22 protein-coding genes and 2 tRNA genes are annotated in these 23360 nt (G+C 70.6%); 21 read left to right on the top strand and 3 right to left on the bottom strand.

Annotated elements, in window-relative coordinates; genetic code table 11:
- Positions 1 to 171: 171 nt before the first annotated feature.
- The 3 genes from HW578_RS08415 to infC all read left to right on the top strand — a co-directional run bounded on the left by HW578_RS08415 (position 172) and on the right by infC (position 3738).
- Positions 172 to 1077: a glycosyltransferase family 9 protein gene (locus HW578_RS08415; protein WP_198370105.1), complete on the top strand. Its 906-nt coding sequence runs from the start codon at positions 172 to 174 to the stop codon at positions 1075 to 1077.
- Positions 1078 to 1137: 60 nt separating this feature from the next.
- Complete coding sequence (thrS, locus tag HW578_RS08410) at positions 1138 to 3072, top strand: threonine--tRNA ligase (RefSeq protein WP_198370104.1); 1935 nt, start codon at positions 1138 to 1140, stop codon at positions 3070 to 3072.
- A 141-nt stretch (positions 3073 to 3213) separates the two neighbouring features.
- On the top strand, positions 3214 to 3738 hold the full coding sequence (gene infC / locus HW578_RS08405; RefSeq protein WP_198370103.1) for a translation initiation factor IF-3: 525 nt from the start codon (positions 3214 to 3216) through the stop codon (positions 3736 to 3738).
- A gap of 58 nt (positions 3739 to 3796) precedes the next feature.
- Here the strand turns inward: infC and HW578_RS08400 are convergent, their stop codons facing one another.
- On the bottom strand, positions 3797 to 4723 hold the full coding sequence (locus tag HW578_RS08400; protein WP_198370102.1) for a cation diffusion facilitator family transporter: 927 nt from the start codon (positions 4721 to 4723) through the stop codon (positions 3797 to 3799).
- A gap of 297 nt (positions 4724 to 5020) precedes the next feature.
- On the opposite strand from HW578_RS08400, the gene ffh reads away from it, so the two are divergent.
- The 13 genes from ffh (at position 5021) to HW578_RS08335 (ending at position 15959) form a co-directional block, all read left to right on the top strand.
- The gene (gene ffh / locus HW578_RS08395; RefSeq protein WP_198370101.1) at positions 5021 to 6406 is read left to right on the top strand and encodes a signal recognition particle protein; all 1386 of its coding nucleotides are present in this window, start codon (positions 5021 to 5023) and stop codon (positions 6404 to 6406) included.
- Positions 6407 to 6430: 24 nt separating this feature from the next.
- Entirely contained in the window at positions 6431 to 6766 is a 336-nt protein-coding gene (rpsP, locus tag HW578_RS08390) for a 30S ribosomal protein S16 (RefSeq protein ID WP_198370100.1), read from the top strand.
- A gap of 37 nt (positions 6767 to 6803) precedes the next feature.
- The gene (gene rimM / locus HW578_RS08385; protein WP_232478792.1) at positions 6804 to 7307 is read left to right on the top strand and encodes a ribosome maturation factor RimM; all 504 of its coding nucleotides are present in this window, start codon (positions 6804 to 6806) and stop codon (positions 7305 to 7307) included.
- Positions 7304 to 8044, top strand: a complete 741-nt coding sequence (trmD, locus tag HW578_RS08380) for a tRNA (guanosine(37)-N1)-methyltransferase TrmD (RefSeq protein WP_198370098.1) — start codon at positions 7304 to 7306, stop codon at positions 8042 to 8044. Before rimM ends, trmD begins: the two co-directional genes overlap by 4 nt.
- 25 nt (positions 8045 to 8069) lie before the next feature.
- On the top strand, positions 8070 to 8474 hold the full coding sequence (gene rplS, locus HW578_RS08375) for a 50S ribosomal protein L19 (protein WP_198370097.1): 405 nt from the start codon (positions 8070 to 8072) through the stop codon (positions 8472 to 8474).
- Between the two features lie 60 nt (positions 8475 to 8534).
- Entirely contained in the window at positions 8535 to 9965 is a 1431-nt protein-coding gene (gene leuC / locus HW578_RS08370; RefSeq protein ID WP_198370096.1) for a 3-isopropylmalate dehydratase large subunit, read from the top strand.
- The gene (leuD, locus tag HW578_RS08365; RefSeq protein ID WP_198370095.1) at positions 9965 to 10576 is read left to right on the top strand and encodes a 3-isopropylmalate dehydratase small subunit; all 612 of its coding nucleotides are present in this window, start codon (positions 9965 to 9967) and stop codon (positions 10574 to 10576) included. The genes leuC and leuD overlap by 1 nt, the downstream gene beginning before the upstream one ends.
- Before the next feature lie 65 nt (positions 10577 to 10641).
- Complete coding sequence (gene leuB, locus HW578_RS08360; RefSeq protein WP_198370094.1) at positions 10642 to 11757, top strand: 3-isopropylmalate dehydrogenase; 1116 nt, start codon at positions 10642 to 10644, stop codon at positions 11755 to 11757.
- 82 nt (positions 11758 to 11839) lie between these two features.
- Positions 11840 to 11916 (top strand) — tRNA-Arg (locus HW578_RS08355).
- Positions 11917 to 11953: 37 nt separating this feature from the next.
- A tRNA-Arg gene (locus tag HW578_RS08350) sits at positions 11954 to 12027 on the top strand.
- A gap of 71 nt (positions 12028 to 12098) precedes the next feature.
- Positions 12099 to 12827 (top strand): trehalose-phosphatase, encoded by a 729-nt coding sequence (gene otsB, locus HW578_RS08345; RefSeq protein WP_198370093.1) that lies wholly within the window; start codon positions 12099 to 12101, stop codon positions 12825 to 12827.
- Entirely contained in the window at positions 12814 to 14610 is a 1797-nt protein-coding gene (locus HW578_RS08340; RefSeq protein ID WP_198370092.1) for a glycoside hydrolase family 15 protein, read from the top strand. The genes otsB and HW578_RS08340 overlap by 14 nt, the downstream gene beginning before the upstream one ends.
- Complete coding sequence (locus HW578_RS08335; RefSeq protein ID WP_198370091.1) at positions 14595 to 15959, top strand: alpha,alpha-trehalose-phosphate synthase (UDP-forming); 1365 nt, start codon at positions 14595 to 14597, stop codon at positions 15957 to 15959. The genes HW578_RS08340 and HW578_RS08335 overlap by 16 nt, the downstream gene beginning before the upstream one ends.
- Here HW578_RS08335 and HW578_RS08330 read toward each other — a convergent pair.
- A complete protein-coding gene (locus HW578_RS08330) occupies positions 15923 to 17344 on the bottom strand; it encodes a M20/M25/M40 family metallo-hydrolase (protein ID WP_198370090.1) in 1422 nt (473 codons plus the stop codon). The two genes, HW578_RS08335 and HW578_RS08330, sit on opposite strands and share 37 nt — an antisense overlap.
- Positions 17345 to 17432: 88 nt before the next feature.
- On the opposite strand from HW578_RS08330, the gene HW578_RS08325 reads away from it, so the two are divergent.
- The 4 genes from HW578_RS08325 (at position 17433) to HW578_RS08310 (ending at position 21149) form a co-directional block, all read left to right on the top strand.
- Entirely contained in the window at positions 17433 to 18302 is an 870-nt protein-coding gene (locus tag HW578_RS08325) for an isocitrate lyase/PEP mutase family protein (protein WP_198370089.1), read from the top strand.
- A gap of 17 nt (positions 18303 to 18319) precedes the next feature.
- Entirely contained in the window at positions 18320 to 19444 is a 1125-nt protein-coding gene (locus HW578_RS08320) for an alpha-hydroxy acid oxidase (RefSeq protein WP_198370088.1), read from the top strand.
- Positions 19441 to 20652, top strand: a complete 1212-nt coding sequence (locus HW578_RS08315; protein ID WP_198370087.1) for an MFS transporter — start codon at positions 19441 to 19443, stop codon at positions 20650 to 20652. Before HW578_RS08320 ends, HW578_RS08315 begins: the two co-directional genes overlap by 4 nt.
- A 125-nt stretch (positions 20653 to 20777) precedes the next feature.
- The gene (locus HW578_RS08310) at positions 20778 to 21149 is read left to right on the top strand and encodes a response regulator (protein WP_232478790.1); all 372 of its coding nucleotides are present in this window, start codon (positions 20778 to 20780) and stop codon (positions 21147 to 21149) included.
- An 8-nt stretch (positions 21150 to 21157) separates the two neighbouring features.
- On the opposite strand, the gene hemN is transcribed toward HW578_RS08310, so the two are convergent.
- Entirely contained in the window at positions 21158 to 22507 is a 1350-nt protein-coding gene (gene hemN / locus HW578_RS08305) for an oxygen-independent coproporphyrinogen III oxidase (RefSeq protein ID WP_232478789.1), read from the bottom strand.
- Between the two features lie 437 nt (positions 22508 to 22944).
- Between hemN and HW578_RS08300 the strand changes: the two genes are divergently transcribed.
- Positions 22945 to 23360, top strand: a 416-nt coding sequence (locus HW578_RS08300; protein WP_198370086.1) for a type VI secretion system-associated FHA domain protein, incomplete at its 3' end; no start/stop codon positions are given.

Below are 23360 nucleotides of genomic sequence, written 5' to 3'. Positions count from 1 at the left end.
CGTGCCGCCGGGCGATCCGGCGGCGCTGGCGGCGGCGATCGGCCACGTGCTGGCGCTGCCGCCCGAAGACCGCGCGGCGATCGGCGCGCGGGCGCGCGCCGCGGTGCTGGCCGGCTACACCAAGGCGCGCATGCAGGCGGCCACGCTTGCCGTCTATCGCGAGCTGCTGTGATGCGCGTGCTGGTCATCAAGCTGGCCGCGCTCGGCGATTTCGCCCAGGCCTTCGGCCCCTTCGCGGCGATCCGCGCGCATCATCCCGGCGCGCGCATCACCCTGCTGACCACCAGGCCCTATGCGCCGCTCGCGCGGCTGTCGCCGTGGTTCGACGAGGTCTGGGAGGATGGCCGGCCGGACTGGACCGACATCCCGGCCGTGCTGCGCCTGGCGCGCCGGCTGCGCGGGGCGCGCTTTGACCGGGTTTATGACCTTCAGACCTCGTCGCGGTCGTCGCGCTATCGCTGGTTCGTCGGCCGGCGGTCGGAATGGTCGGGCATCGCGCCCGGCGCCTCCCACCCCCATGCGAACCCGGCGCGCGATGCCATGCACACGGTGGAACGCCAGCGCGAGCAGCTGGAGTTGGCGGGAATCCGCGATTTCCCGGCGCCGGAGCTGGACTGGCTCGATGCCGACATCACCCATTACGGCCTGCCGGAGCGTTTCTGCCTGCTGGTGCCCGGCGCCTCGCCCGGCCGGCCGGCCAAGCGCTGGCCGGCGGAACGCTTCGGCGCGCTGGCGGCCGGGTTGGGCATGCCGGCGGTGGTGCTGGGAGGACCGGCGGAGGCACCCCTGGCGGCCACCATCCGCGCCGCCGCGCCTGCCACGATCGACCTGACGGGCCGGACCTCCTTCGCGGAGATCGGCGCGCTGGCGCGGCGCGCGGCCTTCGCGGTGGGCAATGACACCGGCCCGACGCACCTGCTGGCCGCCTGCGGCTGCCCGACGCTCGCGCTGTTCGGGCAGGACAGCGACCCCGCGCTCTGCGCGCCGCGCGGCCCACGCGCGCGGTGGCTGCGCCATGTCCCGCTGGCGGGGCTGGATCCTGCCGCGGTGCGCGCCGAAATCGCCCGCCTGACTTGACCCCGCGCGGCGCGGTCCCCATGGTCCGCGGCCCATTTCTGCCCTGGAGACGCCTGTCCGATGCCCGCGATCACCATGCCCGATGGTTCCGTCCGGTCCTTCGACGGGCCGGTGACGGGCACCGCCATCGCGGCCGCGATCGGGCCAGGCCTGGCCAAGGCGGCGCTGGCCATGCAGGTGGATGGCGCACTGATGGACCTGGCGCGCCCGATCGAGGCCGATGCGCGCGTGCGCTTCATCACCCGCCGCGACCCCGAGGCGCTGGAGCTGATCCGCCACGACTGCGCCCATGTGCTGGCGGAGGCGGTACAGGCGCTCTACCCGGGGACCCAGGTGACGATCGGACCGTCGATCGAGAACGGCTTCTACTACGACTTCGCGCGCAACGAGCCCTTCACGCCCGAGGACTTCGCCGCCATCGAGGCGAAGATGCGCGAGATCATCGCGCGCAACGCCGCCTTCGAGCGCATCGTGACCAGCCGCCACGAGGCCATGGCGCTGTTCGCCGAGAAGGGTGAGAAGTACAAGGTCGAGCTCATCCAGGACCTGCCCCAGGGCGAGACCATCACCCTGTACAAGCAGGGCGACTGGGTCGACCTGTGCCGCGGCCCGCACATGCGCGGCACGGGGGATGTCGGCACCGCCTTCAAGCTGATGAAGGTGGCCGGCGCCTATTGGCGCGGCGACCACCGCAACGCGATGCTGAGCCGCATCTACGGCACCGCCTGGCGCGACCAGAAGGAGCTGGATGCCTACCTGCTGCAGCTCGAGGAAGCGGAGAAGCGCGACCACCGCAAGATCGGCCGCGAGATGGGCCTGTTCCATCTCCAGGAGGAAGCCGTCGGCTCGGTCTTCTGGCACCCCAAGGGCTGGAAGCTGTACCGCACGGTCGAGGACTACATGCGTCGCCGCCTCGACGCCGGCGCCTACCAGGAGGTGAAGACGCCCCAGGTGCTGGATCGCCGCCTGTGGGAGGCCTCCGGCCACTGGGAGAACTACCGCAAGAACATGTTCATGGCGACGGTCGAGGACCAGGACGAGGCGCATCGCGCCCTCGCGCTGAAGCCGATGAACTGTCCCTGCCACGTGCTGATCTTCAACCAGGGCCTGCGGTCGTATCGCGAATTGCCGCTGCGCATGGCGGAGTTCGGCGCCTGCCACCGCTACGAGCCCTCGGGCGCGCTGCACGGCATCATGCGCGTGCGCGCCTTCACGCAGGACGACGCGCACATCTTCTGCGAGGAGCACCAGATCGCCGCGGAAGCCGTGCGCTTCACCGAACTGCTGTCCTCGATCTACCGCGACCTCGGCTTCGAGAGCTTCCGGGTGAAGTTCTCCGACCGGCCGGAGCAGCGCGCCGGCGACGACGGTATCTGGGACCGTGCCGAGGGCGCGCTGCACGAGGCCTGCCGCATCGCCGGCGTCGAATACGAGATGAACCCGGGGGAGGGCGCCTTCTACGGCCCGAAGCTGGAATTCGTGCTGCGGGATGCGATCGGCCGCGACTGGCAATGCGGCACCTTCCAGGTGGATTTCGTGCTGCCCGAACGGCTCGACGCGCAATACGTGGCGGAGGACGGCTCGCGGAAGCGCCCGGTGATGCTGCACCGCGCGATCCTGGGGTCCTTCGAGCGCTTCCTCGGCATCCTGATCGAGCAATATGCCGGGCGCTTCCCGCTGTGGCTCGCCCCCGTGCAGGTGGTGGTCGCCACCATCGTGGACGAAGCGGCACCTTTCGCCGAGGAAGCTGCAGCGGCGCTGCGCGCCGCCGGGCTGCGGGTCGAGGTCGATATCCGCAACGAGAAGATCAACCGCAAGGTGGTGGACCATATCGACCAGCGCGTGCCCGTGCTGGCCGTTGTCGGCCGGCGGGAGGCGGAGGAGCGATCGCTCGTGCTGCGCCGCCTGCCGGGGCGCGAGCAGACGACGCTTCCGCTGGCCGAGGCCGTGGCGAGCCTGGCCGCGGAGGCCACCCCCCCCGACCTGGCGCGCTGAGCCCTGCTTGCGCTCAAGGCACCCGGGCGACAAATGCGGCATGGTCATGGCGATGGCAGTTGCGGCGCCGTGATCGCCGCTCCATAAAGCGCGCTTCTACCGGTTCAACGACGACAGGAGACGACCATAGCTCGTGGCCCCATGCCCGCGACGCCGCCTTCCAAGGACGGCCCGCGCATCAACGACGAGATCCGCGTGCCGCAGGTGCGCCTGATCGACCAGGACGGCGAGATGCAGGGCGTGATGACCGCCCGCGAGGCGCTGATCCGCGCCTATGACGTCGGCCTCGACCTGGTCGAGATCTCGCCCAACGCCGTGCCGCCTGTCTGCAAGATCCTCGACTACGGCAAGTACAAGTACGAGCAGCAGAAGAAGGCCAACGAGGCGCGCAAGAAGCAGAAGGTCGTCGAGATCAAGGAAATCAAGGTGCGTCCGAATATCGACGACCATGACTACGACGTGAAGATGCGCCAGATGAAAACCTTCATCTCGGAAGGCGACAAGGTGAAGGTGACGCTGCGGTTCCGTGGCCGCGAGATGGCGCACCAGGACCTGGGCGTGAAGGTGCTGGATCGGATTCGCGGGGAAATGGCGGAGACCACGAAGGTCGAGCAGTTCCCGCGGCTGGAGAACCGGCAGATGATCATGGTTCTCGCGCCCAAGTAGCGCTCCAGCCAGCCAGCCGGCCCGATGCACGGGCCGGCGGCCGGGCGGGGCCATTCCGTCAATCGGCCCATTCCTCATCCGCCGTGAACACGATTGTCAGCCAGCGATTGGGGCTTTCGTCCCCGATGGCGTCGCCGATTTCATCGCGCAGCGAATCCCAGTCCTCGATCGACCTGGGACGCGCGCCGGGCGGGACGATGAAATAGATCTCGATCTGGGTCGATCGCCCCACCTTGGCGACATAGGCCCGGTAGGACAGGAACCCCTGGCGGTCCACCACGCCAGCCGCGACACTGTCGACATGCGCCTTCAGCGTGTCGGGTGTCATCAGCAGGATATCCGACAGCGCGCGCCTCACGGTCGGAATCGGCATGGGGATCAGCACCAGGCAGACCAGCGCCAGAACCGCCGGGTCGATATAGGGCGTCAGCCAGTCCAGCCGCGTCCCCTGGATCATTTGGCCGGCGACGAAGGCGACCAGCAGCGCGGCCGTGATCCCGGCGGACATGAGCCACGCGGTCACATCGAGGGCGATGAACTCCGAGCGTATCGTCCGGTTCGCCCAGCGCCCGATGCTGGCCATGGCGAGGCAGGCGAGCAGCGTCACGACCGCGTAGATGATGGCGTAGTCGAACTCCAGCGTATTGCCGCCGGCCAGGACCTTGCCGATCGCGGTGATCAAGGCATAGGCCGACACACCCATCAGCAGCATACCGTTCGCGCCCAGAACGATCGGTTCGAGATGCCAGAAGCCGACCGAAAAGCGGTCGCGCAGGCGGCTTGGCCGGATCGTATCCGTCGCGTAGCCGGTGATCAGCCTGGCGACGACCAGGGCCAGGACGCTCATGCCGGCATCCATCAGCGAATAGGCGCCGTCGAAGGCGATGGCCGACGACCCCGAGACGATGCCGAAGGTGATGCCGAAGACGGCGACGCAGATGGTGACGCCGATCGACGCCTTGAGGATGGTCTGCTCAGTGCGCATGGGACGATGCTTCGCCAGGAACGGGCATGGGGAAGGTCGATACACCACCGTGTCTTGTCGGGCGACGAAACACGCAATGGCGCTGGAGGGTCGCCCGGTGACGTGACCCGTCCAACGCGGGCTTTCCTTGACCCCGCGGGGCGGCAGCGCTAGGAGCCTCGCGTCGAGGTTCATCCCGAACCGCCGGTCCGCCCCCTTTCCGGGGTGGGCTCCGCCGCTCCGCGAAGACTCGCGCAGCGGCGCAAAGGCGTTTGGGGTGAGCCGTAGCGCGTGATGAAGGACTGAACGGACCGCCCGATGTTCGAGGCACTCTCTGGCAAGCTGAACGGGGTCTTCGACCGGCTGCGCCGCCGTGGCGCGCTGTCGGAAGCCGACGTGACGGAAGCGCTGCGCGAAGTCCGCGTCGCGCTGCTGGAGGCCGACGTCGCGCTCCCGGTCGTGCGCGACCTGGTCAACAAGGTCCGCGAGCGCGCCGTGGGGCAGGAGGTGATCCGCTCCGTCTCCCCCGCCCAGCAGGTCATCAAGATCGTCAACGACGCGCTGGTCGAAGCGCTCGGCGGCGGCGAGGGCGATGACGGGAAGCGCGGCATCGACCTGAACGCCCCATCCCCCGTGCCGATCCTGATGGTCGGCCTGCAGGGCTCGGGCAAGACCACCACCTCGGGCAAGATCGCGCTGCGGCTGCGCACGCGCGACCGCAAGAAGGTCCTGCTCGCCTCGCTCGACGTGCATCGCCCGGCGGCGCAGCTGCAGTTGCAGACGCTGGCGCAGCAGGCCGAAGTGACGTCGCTGCCCATCATCGCCGGCCAGTCGCCCATGCAGATCGCCATGCGCGCGATGGATGTGGCGCGGCGCGAGCTCTACGACGTGGTGGTGCTCGACACCGCCGGCCGCCTCGCGATCGACGAGGCGCTGATGGAGGAGGTGGCGCAGGTCAAGCTCGCCACCAACCCGCACGAGACGCTGCTGGTGGTCGACGCCATGACCGGCCAGGACGCGGTCAACACTGCCCGCGCCTTCCAGGACAAGGTGGGTGTGACCGGCATCGTCATGACGCGCATCGACGGCGATGCGCGCGGCGGTGCGGCCCTGTCCATGCGCGCCGTCACCGGCGCGCCGATCAAGCTGCTGGGCGCGGGTGAGAAGCTCGATGCGCTCGAGGACTTCCACCCCGACCGCATCGCCGGCCGCATCCTCGGCATGGGCGACATCGTCTCGCTCGTCGAGAAGGCGGCGGCGAACATCGACCAGGCGGAGGCCGAGAAGCTCGCGGCCCGCATTCAGAAGGGCCAGTTCACGCTGGAGGACTACGCCCAGCAGCTGAAGCAGATCGGCAAGATGGGCAGCCTGCAGGGCATCCTCGGCATGCTGCCCGGTGTGGGCAAGATCAAGCAGCAACTCAACGACGCCAACCTGGACACGAGCATTCTCGGTCGCCAGGCAGCGATCATCAGTTCCATGACGCCGCGCGAACGCCGCAGCCCCGAGATCCTGAAGGCGTCGCGCAAGAAGCGCATCGCCGCCGGGTCCGGCACCTCGGTTCAGGAAGTGAACAAGCTGCTCAAGCAGTTCGACGACATGTCCGCGATGATGAAGCGGATGAACAAGATCGGCCAGAAGGGGCTGATGCGTGGCGGGCTCGCCGCGCTGCTCCCCGGTGGCGGAAACAAACGACCCTTCTAGAGAACGACGACGAAAGGAAGCCTCATGGGCCTCAAGATCCGCCTTGCCCGCGCCGGTGCGAAGAAGCGCCCCTACTACCACATCGTGGTGGCCGACAGCCGTTCGCCGCGCGATGGCCGCTTCATCGAGGCGGTGGGCTCCTACAACCCGATGCTGCCGGCCGAGCACGCCGAGCGCATCCGCCTCAAGGACGAGCGCATCTCGCATTGGCTGAGCCAGGGCGCGGTCGCGACCGACCGCGTGGCGAAGTTCCTCGGCAAGGCCGGCCTGGCGCCGATGCCGGTGTTCCGCGAGCAGCCGAAGCAGTCCGCGCCGAAGAAGAAGGCGCAGGAACGCGCCGCCGCGGCCGCGGCGGGCTGACGCGACAGGACGGCGCGGCGTGGCGGTGAAGCGCGTGATGGTGGGCGAGATCGGCAGGCCGCACGGCGTGCGCGGCCTCGTGCGCCTGCGCGCCTTCACCGAGGACCCGGCCGCGATCGCCGCCTATTCGCCGCTGACCGACGAGACCGGCACGCGCCGCTTCGCCATCACGCTCAAGGGCGGCGACATCGCTGCCGTCGAGGGTGTGGCCGACCGCGACGCGGCGCAGCGCCTGACCGGCACGAAGCTGTTCGTGGACCGCGACCGCCTGCCGCCGCCCGAGGACGAGGAATTCTACCTGGTGGACCTGATCGGCCTCGCGGCCGTGACCGAGGGCGGCGACGTGCTCGGCACCATCCGCGCGGTCGAGGATCATGGCGCCGGTGCCTTCCTCATCATCGCCGGCGCGGGGCGCGAGCACCTGCTGCCCTTCACCCGCGCCGTGGTGCCCCTGGTGGACATCGCGGGCGGGCGCGTGACGGTGGTGCCGCCGGGGGAAATCCTGGTGCGGCCGGAACCGGGCGAGGAGCATGCCGCATGAGTTGGCACGCCTCCGTCCTCACCCTCTTCCCGCAGATGTTCCCCGGCCCGCTCGGCCTCTCGCTTGCCGGGCGCGCACTGCAGGACGGGCGTTGGTCGATCGAGGCCACGGACATCCGCGCCTTCGCCACCGACCGCCATCGCAGCGTGGACGACACGCCGGCCGGTGGCGGGGCGGGCATGGTGATGCGCCCGGATGTTCTGGACGCCGCCATAGCGGGTGTCATGCCGGCGGGCGATGCCCGGCCGCTGATCTGCCTCACGCCGCGCGGGCGGCTCCTCGACCAGGCCATGGTCCGTGGCCTGGCCGCGGGGCCGGGCTGCGTGCTGCTCTGCGGCCGCTTCGAGGGCATCGACCAGCGCGTGATCGATGCGCGCGGCATGATCGAGGTCTCGATCGGCGACTACGTGCTGAGCGGCGGCGAGACGGCCGCGCTCGTGCTGCTCGATGCCTGCGTGCGCCTGCTGCCCGGCGTGATGGGCGCGGCCGACAGCGCGGCCGAGGAAAGCCACGGCAGCGACGGCCTGCTGGAATACCCGCACTACACGCGCCCGGCCGAATGGCAGGGGCGCGCCATTCCGGACGTCCTGCTCTCCGGCCATCACGGCGAGATCGCCCGCTGGCGGCGCGAGCAGAGCGAACGCATCACCCAGGAGCGCCGGCCCGACCTCTGGGCCCGGCACGAAGCGAAACAGCGCGGCGCGGGGGGCATGGACGGCCGCCCCGCCGCCGCCTAAACGAAGCCCACGAAAGGATACCGTCATGAACCTGCTGCAGCAGTTCGAGGCCGAGCAGCTCTCCCGCCTCACCGCCGCCCGCGCCACCCCGGATTTCGCGCCGGGCGACACGGTGCGCGTCATGGTGAAGGTGCAGGAAGGCGAGCGCACCCGCGTCCAGGCCTATGAGGGCGTGGTGATCGCGCGCTCCAACAAGGGCCTGCAAAGCAACTTCACCGTGCGCAAGCTCTCCTACGGCGAGGGCGTGGAGCGCGTGTTCCCGCTGCATTCCCCGAACGTGGCCGAGATCATCGTGGTCCGCCGCGGCAAGGTGCGTCGCGCGAAGCTGTATTACCTGCGTGGCCGCACCGGCAAGTCGGCGCGCATCGCCGAGAAGCTCGGCATGAAGCCCGCCGCCGGCGCCGCGCCGGCCGCCGCGACCGAAGCCTGACGCCACTGCCGGGGTGCTGCCAGTCGCGGCACCCCATCGACTGGATACCGGGGGAGACCGATGTCGGCGCAGAAGCCACGCACGCTGTTCGACAAGATCTGGGACGCGCATGTCGTCGAGACGCTGCCCGACGGCACGGCGCTGCTCTACATCGACCTTCACCTCACGCACGAGGTCACCACGCCGCAGGCCTTCGACGGGCTGCGCGCGGCCGGGCGCGGCATCCGCCGTCCGGATGCGACGCTCGGCGTGATTGACCACAACATCGCGACGGATTCCTCGCGCTACACCGGCATCGTCGATCCCGAGAGCGCGCTGCAGGTCGCCACGCTCGAGAAGAACGCCGCCGAATTCGGCATGCCGCTGATTCCGCTGCTCGATGAGCGCCAGGGCATCGTGCATGTGATCGGGCCGGAGCTCGGCCGCTCGCTGCCGGGCATGACCATCGTCTGCGGCGACAGCCACACCAGCACGCATGGCGCGATGGGCGCGCTCGCCTTCGGCATCGGCACCAGCGAGGTCGAGCACGTGCTCGCCACGCAGACGCTGCTGCAGAAGCCGGCCAAGAACATGCGCATCAGCGTCGATGGCAACCTGGCCTTCGGCTGCTCGGGCAAGGACATCGTGCTGGCCATCATCGGCAAGATCGGCACGGCGGGCGGCACGGGGCATGTGATCGAGTATGCCGGCGATGCCATCCGCGCGCTCGACATGGCCGGGCGCATGACGGTGTGCAACATGACCATCGAGGGCGGCGCCCGCGCCGGCATGGTGGCCCCCGACCAGACCACCTACGACTACATCGCGCGCACGCCGAACGGGCCGAAGGGCGCGGCGCTGGCGCGTGCGATGGAATGGTGGAAGACCCTGCCGACCGACGCGGGCGCGCATTTCGACACCGAGATCCGCCTGAACGCGCATGAGATCGCGCCGCAGGTGACGTGGGGCACGAACCCCGAGGCGGTGCTGCCGATCACCGGCATCGTGCCCAACCCCGCCGAGGTGACGGACGAGGCCAAGCGCGTCCAGATGGAGCGCATGGTGCAGTACATGGGCCTCACGCCCGGCCAGAAGCTGACCGACCTCAAGGTCGATGTCGTCTTCATCGGCTCGTGCACCAACAGCCGCATCGAGGACATCCGCGCCGCCGCCGCCATCGCCAAGGGCCGCCGCGTGGCGGACGGCGTACGCGCCATGGTCGTGCCCGGCTCGGGCCTCGTGAAGAAGGCCGCGGAGGCCGAGGGCCTTGACCGCATCCTGAAGGAAGCAGGCTTCGAATGGCGCGAGGCCGGGTGCTCCATGTGCCTCGGCATGAACCCGGACAAGCTCACGCCGGGCCAGCGCAGCGCCTCCACCTCCAACCGCAACTTCGAGGGGCGGCAGGGCCCGGGCGGGCGCACGCACCTGCTCTCCCCCGCCATGGCCGCCGCCGCCGCCGTCGCCGGCCACCTGGCCGATGTGCGCGACTACCAGCCGAAGGAAGCGCTGTGATGCAGGCCTTCACCAAGCTCACCGGCATCGCCGCGCCGCTGCCGAAGGCGAATGTCGACACCGACCAGATCATCCCGGCGCGCTTCCTGAAGTCCATCTCGCGCCTGGGCTTCGGGAAGAACCTGTTCGCGAACTTCCGCTACAAGGAGGACGGGTCGGAGAACCCCGACTTCGTGCTCAACCAAGAGCCCTACCGGAAGGCGGAAGTGCTGATCGCCTTCGAGAATTTCGGCTGCGGCTCCTCGCGCGAGCACGCGCCCTGGGCGCTGCTCGACTTCGGCATCCGCTGCGTCATCGCGCCCGACTTTGCCGACATCTTCCACAACAACTGCTTCAAGAACGGCGTGCTGCCGGTGCGGCTTCCGAAGGAGGTCTGCGCCCAGCTGATGGAGGATGCGAAGCTGGGTGCGAATGCGCGCATCACGGTGGATCTCGAACGCGAAGTGGTCGTGCGCCCGAACGGCGAGGAGGTCCCGTTCAAGATCGACCCGCTGCGCCGCCACCTGATGCTGAACGGCCTCGACGATATCGGCCAGACGATGCAGCACGCCCCCGCCATCGACAGCTTCGAATCGCGGCAGAAGGCCGCGCAACCCTGGCTCTACGCCTGACCTGACACGTCCCGGGCGGCGCCCGCGGGGGGCGCATCCCGCCCTTCCAGGAGTCGCCCGCGACCATGCCGTCCAACAAGAAGCTTCTCATCCTGCCCGGCGACGGGATCGGTCCCGAGGTGATGCGCGAAGTCCGCCGCGTCATCGACTGGATGGACCGCCGCCGCGCCGTGTCCTTCGACATCGAGGAACGCCTGGTCGGTGGGTCCGCGATCGACGCGGAAGGCATGCCTTGCTCCGACGAGACGGTGGAGAAGGCCAAGGCCGCCGATGCCGTGCTGTTCGGCTCGGTCGGCGGGCCCAAGTGGGACAGCCTGCCCTTCGAGAAGCGTCCGGAACTCGGTGTGCTGCGCCTGCGCAAGGATCTCGGCCTGTTTGCCAATCTGCGCCCCGCCGTGGTGCTCGACCCTCTGGTGGACGCCTCCTCGCTGAAGCCCGAGGTGGTGCGCGGCGTAGACATCATGGTGGTGCGCGAATCGACCGGCGGCGTCTATTTCGGCGAGCCCCGCGGCATCGAGATCCTGCCCGACGGCAAGCGCCGCGGCTTCGACACCGATGTCTATCATGAGGACGAGATCGCCCGCGTCGCGCGCGTCGCCTTCGACCTCGCGCGCGGCCGCCGCAAGAAGGTCACCAGCGTCGAGAAGGCGAACGTGATGCAGTCCGGCCGCCTGTGGCGCGCCGTGGTGGGCGAGATCCACAAGGCCGAATATGCCGATGTCGAGCTCGAGAACATGTATGCCGACAACTGCGCCATGCAGCTGTGCAGCCGACCGAAGCAGTTCGACGTCATCCTCGGCAACAACCTGTTCGGCGACGTGCTGTCGGACCTGGCGGCGGCGCTGACCGGCTCGCTTGGCATGCTGCCCTCGGCCACGCTCGGCGCGGTCGATGCCACCACGGGCAAGCGCCACGCACTTTACGAACCCATCCACGGCTCGGCCCCGGATATCGCCGGCAAGGGTGTGGCGAATCCGCTCGCGCAGATTCTGTCCTTCGCGATGCTGCTGCGCTGGTCCTTCGGCATGGAGGAGGACGCTGCGCTGGTCGAGGCCGCCGTGGGCAAGGTTCTCGCGGGCGGGCTGCGCACGGCTGACATCATGCAGCCTGGCATGGCGCGCGTCGGCACCTCCGTGATGGGCGAGGCTGTGGTGCGCGAGCTCGACAAGCTCGCGGCCTGACGCGCGTTTTCCGCATGACGGAGGGGTTGCGCGCATCGACCACCTCCGCTATCTCCCCGGCCTCGCCGCTTTGGTGGCCAGGGCGCCCGTAGCTCAGCTGGATAGAGCACCAGACTACGAATCTGGGGGTCAGAGGTTCGAATCCTTTCGGGCGCGCCATTCTCCCACCATTGCCGGGTCCCACGCGTCGACCGGGGCGCCCGTAGCTCAACTGGACAGAGCATCAGACTTCGGATCTGAGGGTTGGGAGTTCAAATCTTCCCGGGCGCGCCCATCGGCTGCGCCAGACCGGAAGGTATTACAAGCCTGTAATTGGAGCCGCTGCGCCCTACATCTGCGGCATGACTACGTCCCGTGTTCCCGCGATCGAGCGCGACTGGGCTCTGTTCCTCGATCTCGACGGCACGCTCCTCGACATCGCGCCCACGCCTGACGCCGTTGTCGTTCCGGACGGCCTGGTGGCCACGCTTCAGGACCTCAGCGGGCGGCTCGATGGCGCCGTGGCCCTCGTCACTGGGCGCGCGCGCGCCGTCGCGGACAGTCTGCTCGCGCCGCTGACGCTGCCCGGCGGCTTTGGCCATGCCGCCGAGTTGCGCGGCGCGGCCGGGCGCATCGGCGGCGACGACGACATCCCGCCGCTTCCTGCCGAATGGGCCGAGCGACTCGCGCAGCAGGTCGCCGATTGGCGCGACGTGATCCTCGAGGTGAAGCCGCATGGCCTCGCGCTGCATTACCGCGCCGGGCCGCAGCATCGCGAGGAGATCCGCGACACCCTTGTCGCGTTGCTGCGCGGCCGTGAGGACGACTTCGCCCTGCTGCCCGCCCACATGGCCTTCGAGATCCGCCCGCGCGCCGCGACCAAGGCGCGCGCCGTGCGTGCGTTGATGCGATCGGCCCCTTTCCTCGGCCGCCGCCCTGTATTCATCGGCGACGACGTGACCGATGAGGACGGCATGGCGGCCGCGCGCGACCTCGGTGGCCTCGGCCTGCATGTCGGGCGCGACTTCCGCGGCGGGCCGCAGGAGGTACGCGCCTGGCTTGCGCAGGGGATACGCCATGCAGCCCCTTGACCTCGCCGTCATCGGCAATTGCGCCGTCGCCGCGCTGATCTCGCGCCAGGCCCGGCACGAATGGTTCTGCTTCCCGCGCCTCGATGCGGAGCCCGTGTTCAACGCCCTGCTGGGCGGGACCGAGCCCGCGCGCGGCTTCATGGACATCGTTCTGCGCGACCAGGCCGACAGCCGGCAGCGCTACCTGCGCAACACCGCGGTGGTCGAGACGCTGCTGACCGATGCCGCCGGCGCCGTGGTGCGCGTGGTGGACCTGGCGCCGCGCTTCCGGCGCTTCGGACGCATGTACCGCCCACCCATGCTGGTCCGCCGCATCGAACCCCTCGCCGGGCGGCCGCGCATCGCCATCCGCATCCGCCCCTCCTTCGACCATGGGGCGGATCCCGGGCGGCACAGCATCGGGTCCAACCACATCCGCTACTTCGGCGCGGACACCGTGCTGCGGCTGACCACCGATGCGCCGCTCACCTACATCGCGCAGGAGGCGGAATTCGCGCTCGACCGCCCGGTCTCGCTGGTGCTGGGCGCCGATGAAAGCCTGCCCGAAAGCCCCGACACCGTCGCGCGCAACACCATCGCCGAGACGGAAGCCTATTGGCTCGACTGGGTGCGCGGGCTGAACCTGCCCTTCGACTGGCAGGAGGCGGTGATCCGCGCGGCGATCACGCTGAAGCTGTGTTCCTTCGAGGATACCGGCGGCATCGTGGCCGCGCTGACCACCTCGATCCCGGAAGCGCCCGCCAGCGGGCGCTGCTGGGACTACCGCTTCTGCTGGCTTCGCGACGCCTTCTTCACCGTGGGCGCGCTGAACCGGCTGAATGCCACGCGCACCATGGAAGGCTTCCTGCGCTTCATCATGGATGCCGTGCCGGACGGCTCGGACGGGCCGATCCCGCCGCTGTTTCCGATCGCGCCGGGCACGCCGGTGGCCGAGCGCATCGCCCCCGCGCTTCCGGGCTTCCGCGGCGATGGGCCCGTGCGCATCGGCAATGCCGCCGTCGGCCAGCGGCAGAACGACAGCTATGGCGCCATCGTGATGACGGCCACTCAGATGTTCTGGGACCAGCGCCTGTCGCGCCCCGGCGACCCCGCGCTGTATCGCCAGCTGGCCGCGATGGGGCGCCAGGCGGAGCGTGCCGCCTTCGAGCCCGATGCAGGCCTGTGGGAGTATCGCGGCCGCGCCGCCGCGCACACGCATTCGGCGGCGATGTGCTGGACGGCGCTCGACCGGCTTGGCGCCATCGCCGGGAGCCTCGGCCTGGCCGCCGAGGCGCAGGACTGGGAGCAGCGCGCCGCGGCCTTGCGCACGCGCATCCTGGACGCCGCGACCGCGCATGGAGGCGGGTGGATCTCCGGCGTGCTCGAGGGCGAACCGGTCGCCGACGCCTCGACCTTCCTGCTTCCCGAGTTCGGCCTGATCCGTGCCACCGACCCGCTGTTCCTGCGCACGGTCGAGGTTCTGGAACGGCGCCTGGTGCGCGACGGCATCGTGCTGCGCTACGACCATTCGGATGATTTCGGCACGCCCGAGGTCGGCTTCCTGGTCTGCACCTTCTGGTACATCGACACGCTGGCGCGCATCGGCCGGCGCGACGAAGCCCGCGCACTGTTCGAACGTGCGCTGTCCTGGCGCAACCATGTCGGCCTGCTGTCCGAGGATGTGCACCCGGCGACAGGCGCGCTGTGGGGCAATTTTCCGCAGACTTACTCGCAGGTGGGACTGATCCTGTCGGCCATGCGCCTGTCCCGCAGCTGGGAGGACGGCCTGTGGCGCGCCTCGTGATTGTCTCGAACCGCGTGCCCGGCCCGAGCGCGAGGGGGGCGGCGAGCGCGGGCGGGCTTGCCGTCGCGCTGCAATCCTTCCTCGCTCCCGGCACGCTGTGGTTCGGTTGGTCCGGGCAGGTCGCCGCCACGACCGCGACCGCGCCCGCGATCGCCGAAGGCGACGGCGTCACCTATGCGACCATCGACCTCGGCGCCGCGGACTACGATCGCTTCTATGTCGGCTTCGCCAATTCGTCCCTGTGGCCGCTGCTGCATTTCCGCCTCGGCCTGATGCGCTACACGCGCGAGGATTTCGCCGGCTACCTGGCGGTGAACGATTCCTTCGCCGCCGCGCTGCTGCCGCTACTGCGCCCCGACGACACGGTCTGGGTGCACGACTACCACCTCATCCCGCTCGGGGCCGCGCTGCGCGCCGCCGGCTTCCGTGGGCGGATCGGCTTCTTCCTGCACATCCCCTTCGTGCCGCCCTCGGTGCTCGAGGCGCTGCCGCCGGCGCGCGAATTGCTGCAGGCGATGTGCGCCTACGACGTGGTCGGCTTCCAGACGCGCACGCATCTCGCGGATTTCCTCGACTGCGCGCATCGCTTCAGCGGCTTCGCGGTGGAGGGCGACGAGGTGGTGACCGATGGCCGCCGGGTGCGTGCCATTGCCGACCCGATCGGCATCGATGCCGCGGGCTTCGCGCGGGTGGCGGCGCGCTCCGCCGGCACCGCCTACATCCAGCGCGTGCGCGAGAGCCTGGTCGGCCGCGCGCTCGCCATCAGCGCCGAGCGGCTCGACTATTCGAAGGGCCTGCCCAACCGCTTCGAGGGCTTCGCGCGACTGCTGGCGCGCTTCCCGCAGCACCAGCGGCGCGTCTCCATGCTGCAGATCGCCGCGCGGTCGCGTGAGGACGTGGCCGAGTACCAGGCGCTGCGGCGCGAGCTCGATCGCCTCGCCGGCGACATCAACGGCCGCTTCTCCGGCTTCGACTGGGTGCCTTTGCGCTACATGACGCAGACGGTGGCGCGCACGAAGCTGGCGGGGCTGTTCCGCATCGCGCGGATCGGCCTGGTCACGCCGCTCCGCGACGGAATGAACCTGGTGGCGAAGGAATTCATCGCCGCGCAGGACCCGGCCGACCCGGGCGTGCTGATCCTCTCGCGCTTCGCCGGCGCGGCGGAGGAGCTGTCGGACGCGCTGCTCGTCAACCCCTATGACCCGGACGACATCGCCGATGCCATGCACGCCGCGCTCGAGATGCCGCTGGAAGAACGCCAGGCGCGCCACGCCGCGCTGCGCCGCGCGGTGTTCGAGGTGACCTCCGCGCGCTACTGCGACGTCTTCGTGGACGCACTGGCCGCCTGACCCCGCAGCGCCGCGGGCGAGACCTTGCCGATCTCGCTCAGCAGCGCCGGCCAGGCGCGCAGGCCTTCCTCGAGCGACGACAGGCGGAAGAACTCGTTGGGCGCGTGGATGTCCTCGTCGGGCATGGCGAAGCCGAACATCAGCGTGTCGAGGCCGAGCATCTCCTGGAAGATCGCGGTGATCGGCAGCGTGCCGCCGATGCGCGCGCGCACCGGCGCCTGGTTGGTCATCCGCCGCAGCACGTCCTCGGCGGCGGTCAGCAGCGGGTGACCATCGCGCAGCGTGAAGGCGGGCGAACCCGGCCCGGCATCCTCGAAGGCGATCCGCACGCCAGGCGCGGCACGCGCGACCAGATGGTCGCGCAGCAACTTCTGCACGCGTGCCGGGTCCTGTCCGGGGCCGAGCCGTACCGTGACCTTCGCATGCGCCTCGCAGGGCAGGACGGTCTTGTTGCCGGCGCCTGTATAGCCGCCCCACATGCCGTTCACCTCGATGGTGGGCAGCAGCGTCAGGCGTTCCTGCACGGTCCGGTCGGGGTCGCCCCAGGGCTGCGCGCCGATGGCGCCGTAGAATTCGGCCTCGTCCACCGCCAGTGCGGCGGCATCGGCGCGCTCGCGCGCTCCGATCGGGTCGAGGTCGTCCATGAAGCCCGGCACGGCGATCCGCCCGGCCTCGTCATGGAAACTCGCGATCAGCCGTGCCAGTTCGTGGTTCGCATTGCGCACGGCGGCGCCGAAGCGGCCGGAATGCAGGTCCTTGGCGGCCGTGCGCACGCTGAAACGCAGCGCGGTCAGCCCGCGCGATCCGACATTGATCGTCGGCAGAACCGTGCTCGCCCGCCCGCCATCGGCCGAGAGCACCGCATCCGCCACGAGCGAATCGCGATGCCGCTCGATCAGCGTTCGGATGGAGGGGCTGCCGGTCTCCTCCTCGCCTTCCAGGAAGAAGCGGATGTTCACGGGGCAGCCGCCGGCGGCGATGAATTCCGCCACGGTCTCGATCGCGATCAGCGTCGATCCCTTCACGTCCGAGGCGCCGCGCGCATAGAGCCTGCCGTCGCGCACCGTGGGCTCGAAGGGCGGCGTCTTCCACAGCGCGAGCGGGTCGGGCGGCTGCACGTCGTAATGGCCATAGACCATGAGCGTCGGCTTGCCCGGCGCGCCCATCCAGGCCCCGGTCACGGCGGGCTGGCCGCCGCCTTCCAGCAGCCGCACATCCGACAGCCCGGCTTCGCGCAGCCGCGCCATCAGGAATTCACGCGTCGCCTGCATCCCCTCGGCATAGGCCGGGTCGGTGCTGACGCTGGGCAGGCGCAGCAGCGCCTTCAGCCGCTCCAGGATCTCGTCCTTGCGCGCCACCAGGCGCTCGGCCACCGCATCGCTCATCCGCGCATCCCTCGCATGTCCAGGGGCAGCCTAGACCGTTGTCGCGCGCGGTTGCAGACTGCCCCCGAAAAGTCCGAGGAACCCCGGGATGGAACGTCCACCGAGCACGGCAGCCCGCCGCGCGTCCTTTCGCGCCATCCTGTCGGGCAATGCCTGCATCCATCCCGCCTCGGTGCACGACCCGATCGCCGGGCGCATCGCCGCCGACCTCGGCTTCGAGGCGGCGATGTTCGCCGGCTCCGTCGCCTCCCTCACCGTGCTCGGCGCGCCCGACATCATCGTGCTGACGCTGAGCGAGTTCGCCGACCAGGCCCGGCGCATCTGCCGGGCCGGCGCGCCGCCCCTGCTGGTCGATGCCGACCATGGCTACGGCAATGCGCTCAACGTGATGCGCACGGTGCAGGAACTCGAGACCGCCGGCATCGCCGCGCTCACCATCGAGGACACCGACCTGCCGCGCGGCCATGGCATGGGCGAGCCCGGTCTGCTCTCCCTCGAAGCGGGGCTGGGCAAGATGCGTGCGGCGGTGGCGGCGCGCGAGGATGTCGGCCTGACCGTCATCGCCCGCACCAGCGCGCTGAACCTGGTCAATCTGGACGAGGCGGTGCGCCGCTGCCGCGCCTATGCCACCTGCGGCACCGATGCGCTGTTCTTCACCGGGGTGAACGACTGGGAGCAGCTGGCCGCGCTGCAGGCCGCGGCGCAAGGCGTGCCGATCATCTTCGGCGGTACGCCCGCATCCATGTCGGACCGCGCGCGCCTCGCCGCCCATGGCGTGCGCGTGGCCCTGCAGGGCCACCAACCCTTCGCTGCCGCGGTGGCCGCCATCCACGCCACGCTGAAGGCGCTGCGCGAGGGCACGCCACCGGCGGAGCTCAAGGGCATCGCGCCGCCCGCGCTGATGAAGCAGGTCACGCGCGATGCCGACTACGCCGCCTGGACCCGCGACTTCCTCTGACACCGAACGAGACGACCATGCCCGTGAACCCCGAGACCCTCGCCGCGCTCCAGGACAAGTACCTGGTGCTGCATGAATTCGTCCGCGCCGCGAAGAACCGCCTCGACGCGAACATCTGGGACTACCTGGTGGGCGCGACCGAGACCGAGACCACCATGCGCCGCAACCGCATGGGAATCGACGCGCTGGCCCTGCGGCCGCGCGTGCTGCGCGATGTCTCGACCATCGACACATCCTCGACGCTGTTCGGCAAGACTGTCCGCCTGCCGGTGCTGCTCGCCCCGGTCGGCGGGCTCGAATTCATGGCGGTGGGGGCGAATGGCGCGGTGACGGCGGGCGAGGGGGCCTCGAGCTTCGGCGTGCCGATCATGCTCTCCTCCGTCTCGAAGCCGGGCCTCGAGGAGGTCGCGGCCGCCACGCCGGGGCCGAAGATCTACCAGCTCTATGTCCGTGGTGACGCGGCGTCGGTCGAGGACAGCATCCAGCGCGCGATGGCGCATGGCTACGACGCCTTCTGCCTGACCGTGGACACCGCCATCTACAGCCGCCGCGAACGCGACATCGCGCGCCGCTTCGCCAAGCCCTGGCGCGCCACCGCCACTGGCGAGGCGCAGCGCTACCAGGCCGCGCTGAACTGGGACGATGTGAAGCGCATCAAGGACCGGCATCCGAGCCTGCCGCTGATCCTCAAGGGCATCGGCACCGGCGAGGACGCGATGATCGCCTGCCAGCACGGTGTCGAGGTGGTCTATGTCTCGAACCATGGCGGCCGCCAGCTCGATGCCGGGCGCGGGTCGATCGAGGTGCTGCCCGAGGTCGTGCAGGCCGTGGGCGGGCGCGCCAAGGTCTGGGTGGATGGCGGCTTCTCGCGCGGGACCGACATCGTGAAGGCGCTATGCCTCGGCGCCGAATGCGTCGGCCTCGGGCGGCTCTACTGCTACGCGCTGGCGGCCGATGGCGCGGCCGGCGTGGTGCGGCTGCTGGAAATCCTCGAGAACGAGTTCCGCTCGGCGCTCGGCCTGCTCGGCGTGACCTCGGTGGCGGAGCTCGGGCCGGGCTTCGTCGCGCCGTCCACACCCACCAACCTGCCGCATGTGCACAGCGCCTTCCCGCTGCTTCGGCTGGACGATTCCGGATATTGAACGCGCAAGGCCCCGAACGCAGCCCGGTCCGCGATCTGATCGCGGATCCGGGTTTCGTCAGGCTCTGGGCCGCGGGCGGCCTGACCAACTCGATGCGCTGGGTCGAGATGCTGGTCAGCGGGCTGTTCGCCTACCAACTGACGGGCTCGGCCTTCGCCGTCTCGCTCGTGCTGATGTCGCGCGCGCTGCCCATGCTGACGGCCGGCGCGCTGGCCGGCGCGGTGGCCGAGAGCCTTGATCGCAAGCGCCTTCTCATGGCCGGCCAGGCGACCACGGCGGCGGGCTCCGCCATCATCGCCACGCTTGCGGCGACCGGGCACCTCGCGCTGTGGCACCTCTTCCTCAACGGGCTGCTCGGCGGGCTCGCCTGGACCAATGAACTGGCCACGCGCCGGCGCATGGTCGCCGAGGCGGCGGGGCCCACGCGCATCGTGCAGGCGGTGGCGCTCGACAGCGTCACCAACAGCACCACGCGCATGGTGGGCCCGCTCGCCGGCGGCATCTTCTTCCAGACGGTCGGCGTGGCCGCGGCCTTCGCCATCGCCGCCAGCATCTACCTGGTGGCGCTGCTGCTGGTCTCGGGCGTGGTGCACCGCCAGGAACGGCGCATGCTCGTGCCGCGGCGCCTGGTCGCGGACGTGATCGAGGCGGCGCGAATCGCCCTCGCGCATCCCATCCTGCGCCTGGTGCTCGGTGTAACCATCGCGATGAACGTCTTCGGCTTCTCCTACACCGCGATCCTGCCGGCCTTCGGCGCCGTCGCCTTCCGGGCGAGCCCGGTCGAGATCGGGCTGCTCGCCGCGGCCGAGCCCTTCGGCGCGCTGCTGGCGGGGCTCGGCCTCGCCTTCCGCCGCGGGCCGCCGCCGGGGCGGCGTACGCTGCTGCTGGGCTCGGCGGGCTTCCTGGTCGTGCTCGTCTCGGCTGCGCTGGCGCCGAGCCTGCCGCTCGCGGTGCTGCTGCTGGTGCTGGGCGGGGCGGGCACGGCGGCCTTCGCCAGCCTGCAGACAGGCCTTGTGATGATGCAGGCGCCGATCGAGGCGCGCAGCCGCATCCTCGGCCTCACGACCACCTGCATCGGCATGGGGCCGCTCGGCGTGCTGGTCGTGGGCGCGCTGGCGGATGGATTCGGCCCGCGCATCGCCATCGCGCTGATGGCGGCTGCGGGGATCGCCGCACTCGCCGCAGTGGCCGCGGCCACGCGAGCGTGATCGCAGACCCCGTAACGAAGCGCGGGTTTGCCTGTCATACTTCGTGCAGCGTGGTAGAAGCGACGTATCGGGCTTCGCTTGGCACGCCACGCCGGTTTGCGCGCAACCACGGGACTCACCACCGCATGAGCATGGCCGCGACGGAACGTCGGATCCTCGTCGTCGAGGATGAAGCCCTGGTGGCCATGCTGGTCGAGGATGCGCTGGCCGATGCCGGCTTCGCCGTGATCGGTCCGGCGCGCACCGTCGCCCAGGCGCTCGACCTGCTGAAGGCCGACCCACCCGATGCGGCGGTGCTCGACCTCAACCTCGGCGGCGAGAACTCGCTCTCGGTCGCCGAGGCGCTGACGGCGCGCGGCATCCCCTTCCTGGTCGCGACCGGCTACGGCGTGGCCGGCCTGCCGCCGCATCTGCGGCACATCCCCGTGCTGCCCAAGCCCTATGACCCCGCGGACCTGACGGTCGTGATCGACCGCCTCTGCACGGGCGCGACGTAGCGGCCCGGCTACACCGCCGCGCTGTGCCGCGCGGGGGAGGGGGCCAGGTAGGCGTCGAAGCACGCCGCCAGGTGCCGCAGAAACGGCCGCCCGGCCTCGGTCATGGCGAGGCGCCCGGCGCGGCGCGCGACCAGGCCATTGACGACCAGCGCATCGATTCGCGGCGCCGCGCTCGCCATCACTTCGGCCGGCACGGCGTCGGCCGCGACCTCGCCATCGCACATCACGCGTTCGATCAGCCCGGCGCGGACGCGGTCCTCCGCGCTCAGGGCGCGCCCGCGCGCGACCGGCAGGCGCCCGGCCTCGACCGCGGCGAGCCAGCGCTTCTCCTCCGACTCGTTCTGCACGAAGCCGCCCGGTGTGGCGCCGATCGCCGAGGCGCCGAAGCCGACCAGGAAGGGCGCGGTGTCGGTGGTGTAGCCCTGGAAGTTGCGCCGCAGCGCGCCGGCGGCGGCGGCCTGCGCCATCGCATCCCCCGGCCGCGCGAAATGGTCGAGCCCGACCGCGACATAGCCCGCATCCGTCAGCACGCGCGCGGCGGCCTCGGCCTGGCGCATGCGCAGCGCGGCATCGGGCAGGTCCTCGACGCGGATGCCCTTCTGGTGCGCCTTCATCCAGGGCACATGGGCATAGCCGAAGACCGCCACGCGGTCGGCGCCGCAATCGGCGGCGAATCGGGCCGAGGCCTCGATCTCTGGCACGCCTTGCGCCGGCAGGCCGTAGATCAGGTCCATGTTGATGCCGGCGACACCCAGCGCGCGCAGCCCGCGCACGGCCGCTTCCACCTGGGCGGTCGGCTGCACGCGCCCGATGCGCTCCTGAACCGCCGGCGTGATGTCCTGTACGCCGAGGCTCGCGCGCGTCAGGCCGATCCGCCCGAGCGCATCGAGCAGGTCGGCATCGAGGCTGCGTGGGTCGAGCTCCGCCGCGACCTCGGCCCCCGGCCGGAACGCGAAGAGCCCGCGCAGAGTCGCGGCCAGTCGCGCCAGCCCCTCGGGCCCGAGCGCGGTCGGCGTGCCCCCGCCCAGGTGCAGCGCGGCGACGCTGGCTTGGGCGGGCAGCAGCGCGGCCACCATCGCCGCCTCGCGCGCCAGCCCGTCATTGTAGCGGGCGATGCGCGCGGCCGATCGCGTGACCGAGGTGTGGCAGCCGCAATACCAACAGAGCGAATGGCAGAAGGGCACGTGGGCATAGAGCGAGAGCGCATCGCCCGGCCCCGCCTGGCGCAGCCAGCCGGCATAGGTCTCGGCATCGAGCGGGCCGAAATGCGGCGCCGTCGGGTAGCTGGTGTAGCGCGGCAACGGCGTGGCGGCGTGGCGCAGCAGGGTCTCGGCGGGCAGGTCGGGCGGCGGTGTCATGGACGAATGGTGGGGGCGCCACGGGATGTCTGCCTTGCGCTGGCGCAAGCCGGTGGCAGCGGCGCGGGCGCTCCGGGCGGGGCGCGCCGGGGCGAAAGCAACCGTCACGTGATCTGTCGCCATTGTGGATCGTTGCACCCTGTTCCAGGGTGGCGACAGACGCGTCTATGCTGCGCAGCAGGCGGAGGAAAGCTTCGATGTCGGACGGCATCTGCCGGCGATGGCGGCAGGACAGGGCGGGGCGGAGCGGGGACGCGGCGATTCGCCGGCGCGCCGGCGCGCCCGCGCGCAGGTCCGCCGCGCCGTGCCATGCATCCTTCGCTTCGGATCCCGGCCGGGGTCGCTAGGATGGGCCCGATGAGCGCCCGTCCCGCCCCGTTTTGCCGCGCAGCCGGACCCGTGCCGCACGGCCCGCCGATGCGCGCAGGAGCCCCCTGATGGAACTGACCCTGAGCGTCCTGCGCTGCCCGGACAGCGTGGTGCCCGAACAGCGCCGCGTGCCTGGCGGCGACTACATCATTGGCCGTGGCGCCGATGCCAGCTGGGTGCTGCCCGACCCCGACCGCCTGCTGTCCAAGCATCATTGCGTGCTGGAGTTCCGCGGCGGCGGCTGGCAGGTGCGCGACCTGTCGACCAACGGCACCTTCGTGAACCACGCCGACGCGCCGGTCGGGCGCGACCAGGTCAAGATGCTCGAGGATGGCGACCGGCTGCGCCTCGGCGCCTACGAGATCGAGGTCCGGGTCGAGCAGGCCGCGCAGCAGCCCGGTGCCTGGGGTGGCGGCCTGCCGGCGGCGCAACCGCCACGCGGCGGCGGCGGGTGGGATGCCGCGCCGGCGCCGGGCGGATGGGG

It is taken from the genome of Roseomonas rosulenta (assembly GCF_016106005.1).
Taxonomy (GTDB): Bacteria; Pseudomonadota; Alphaproteobacteria; order Acetobacterales; family Acetobacteraceae; genus Neoroseomonas; species Neoroseomonas rosulenta.
Note: the sequence above shows the minus strand (reverse complement) of the source record. Positions and strands in the feature narration are given on the sequence as shown.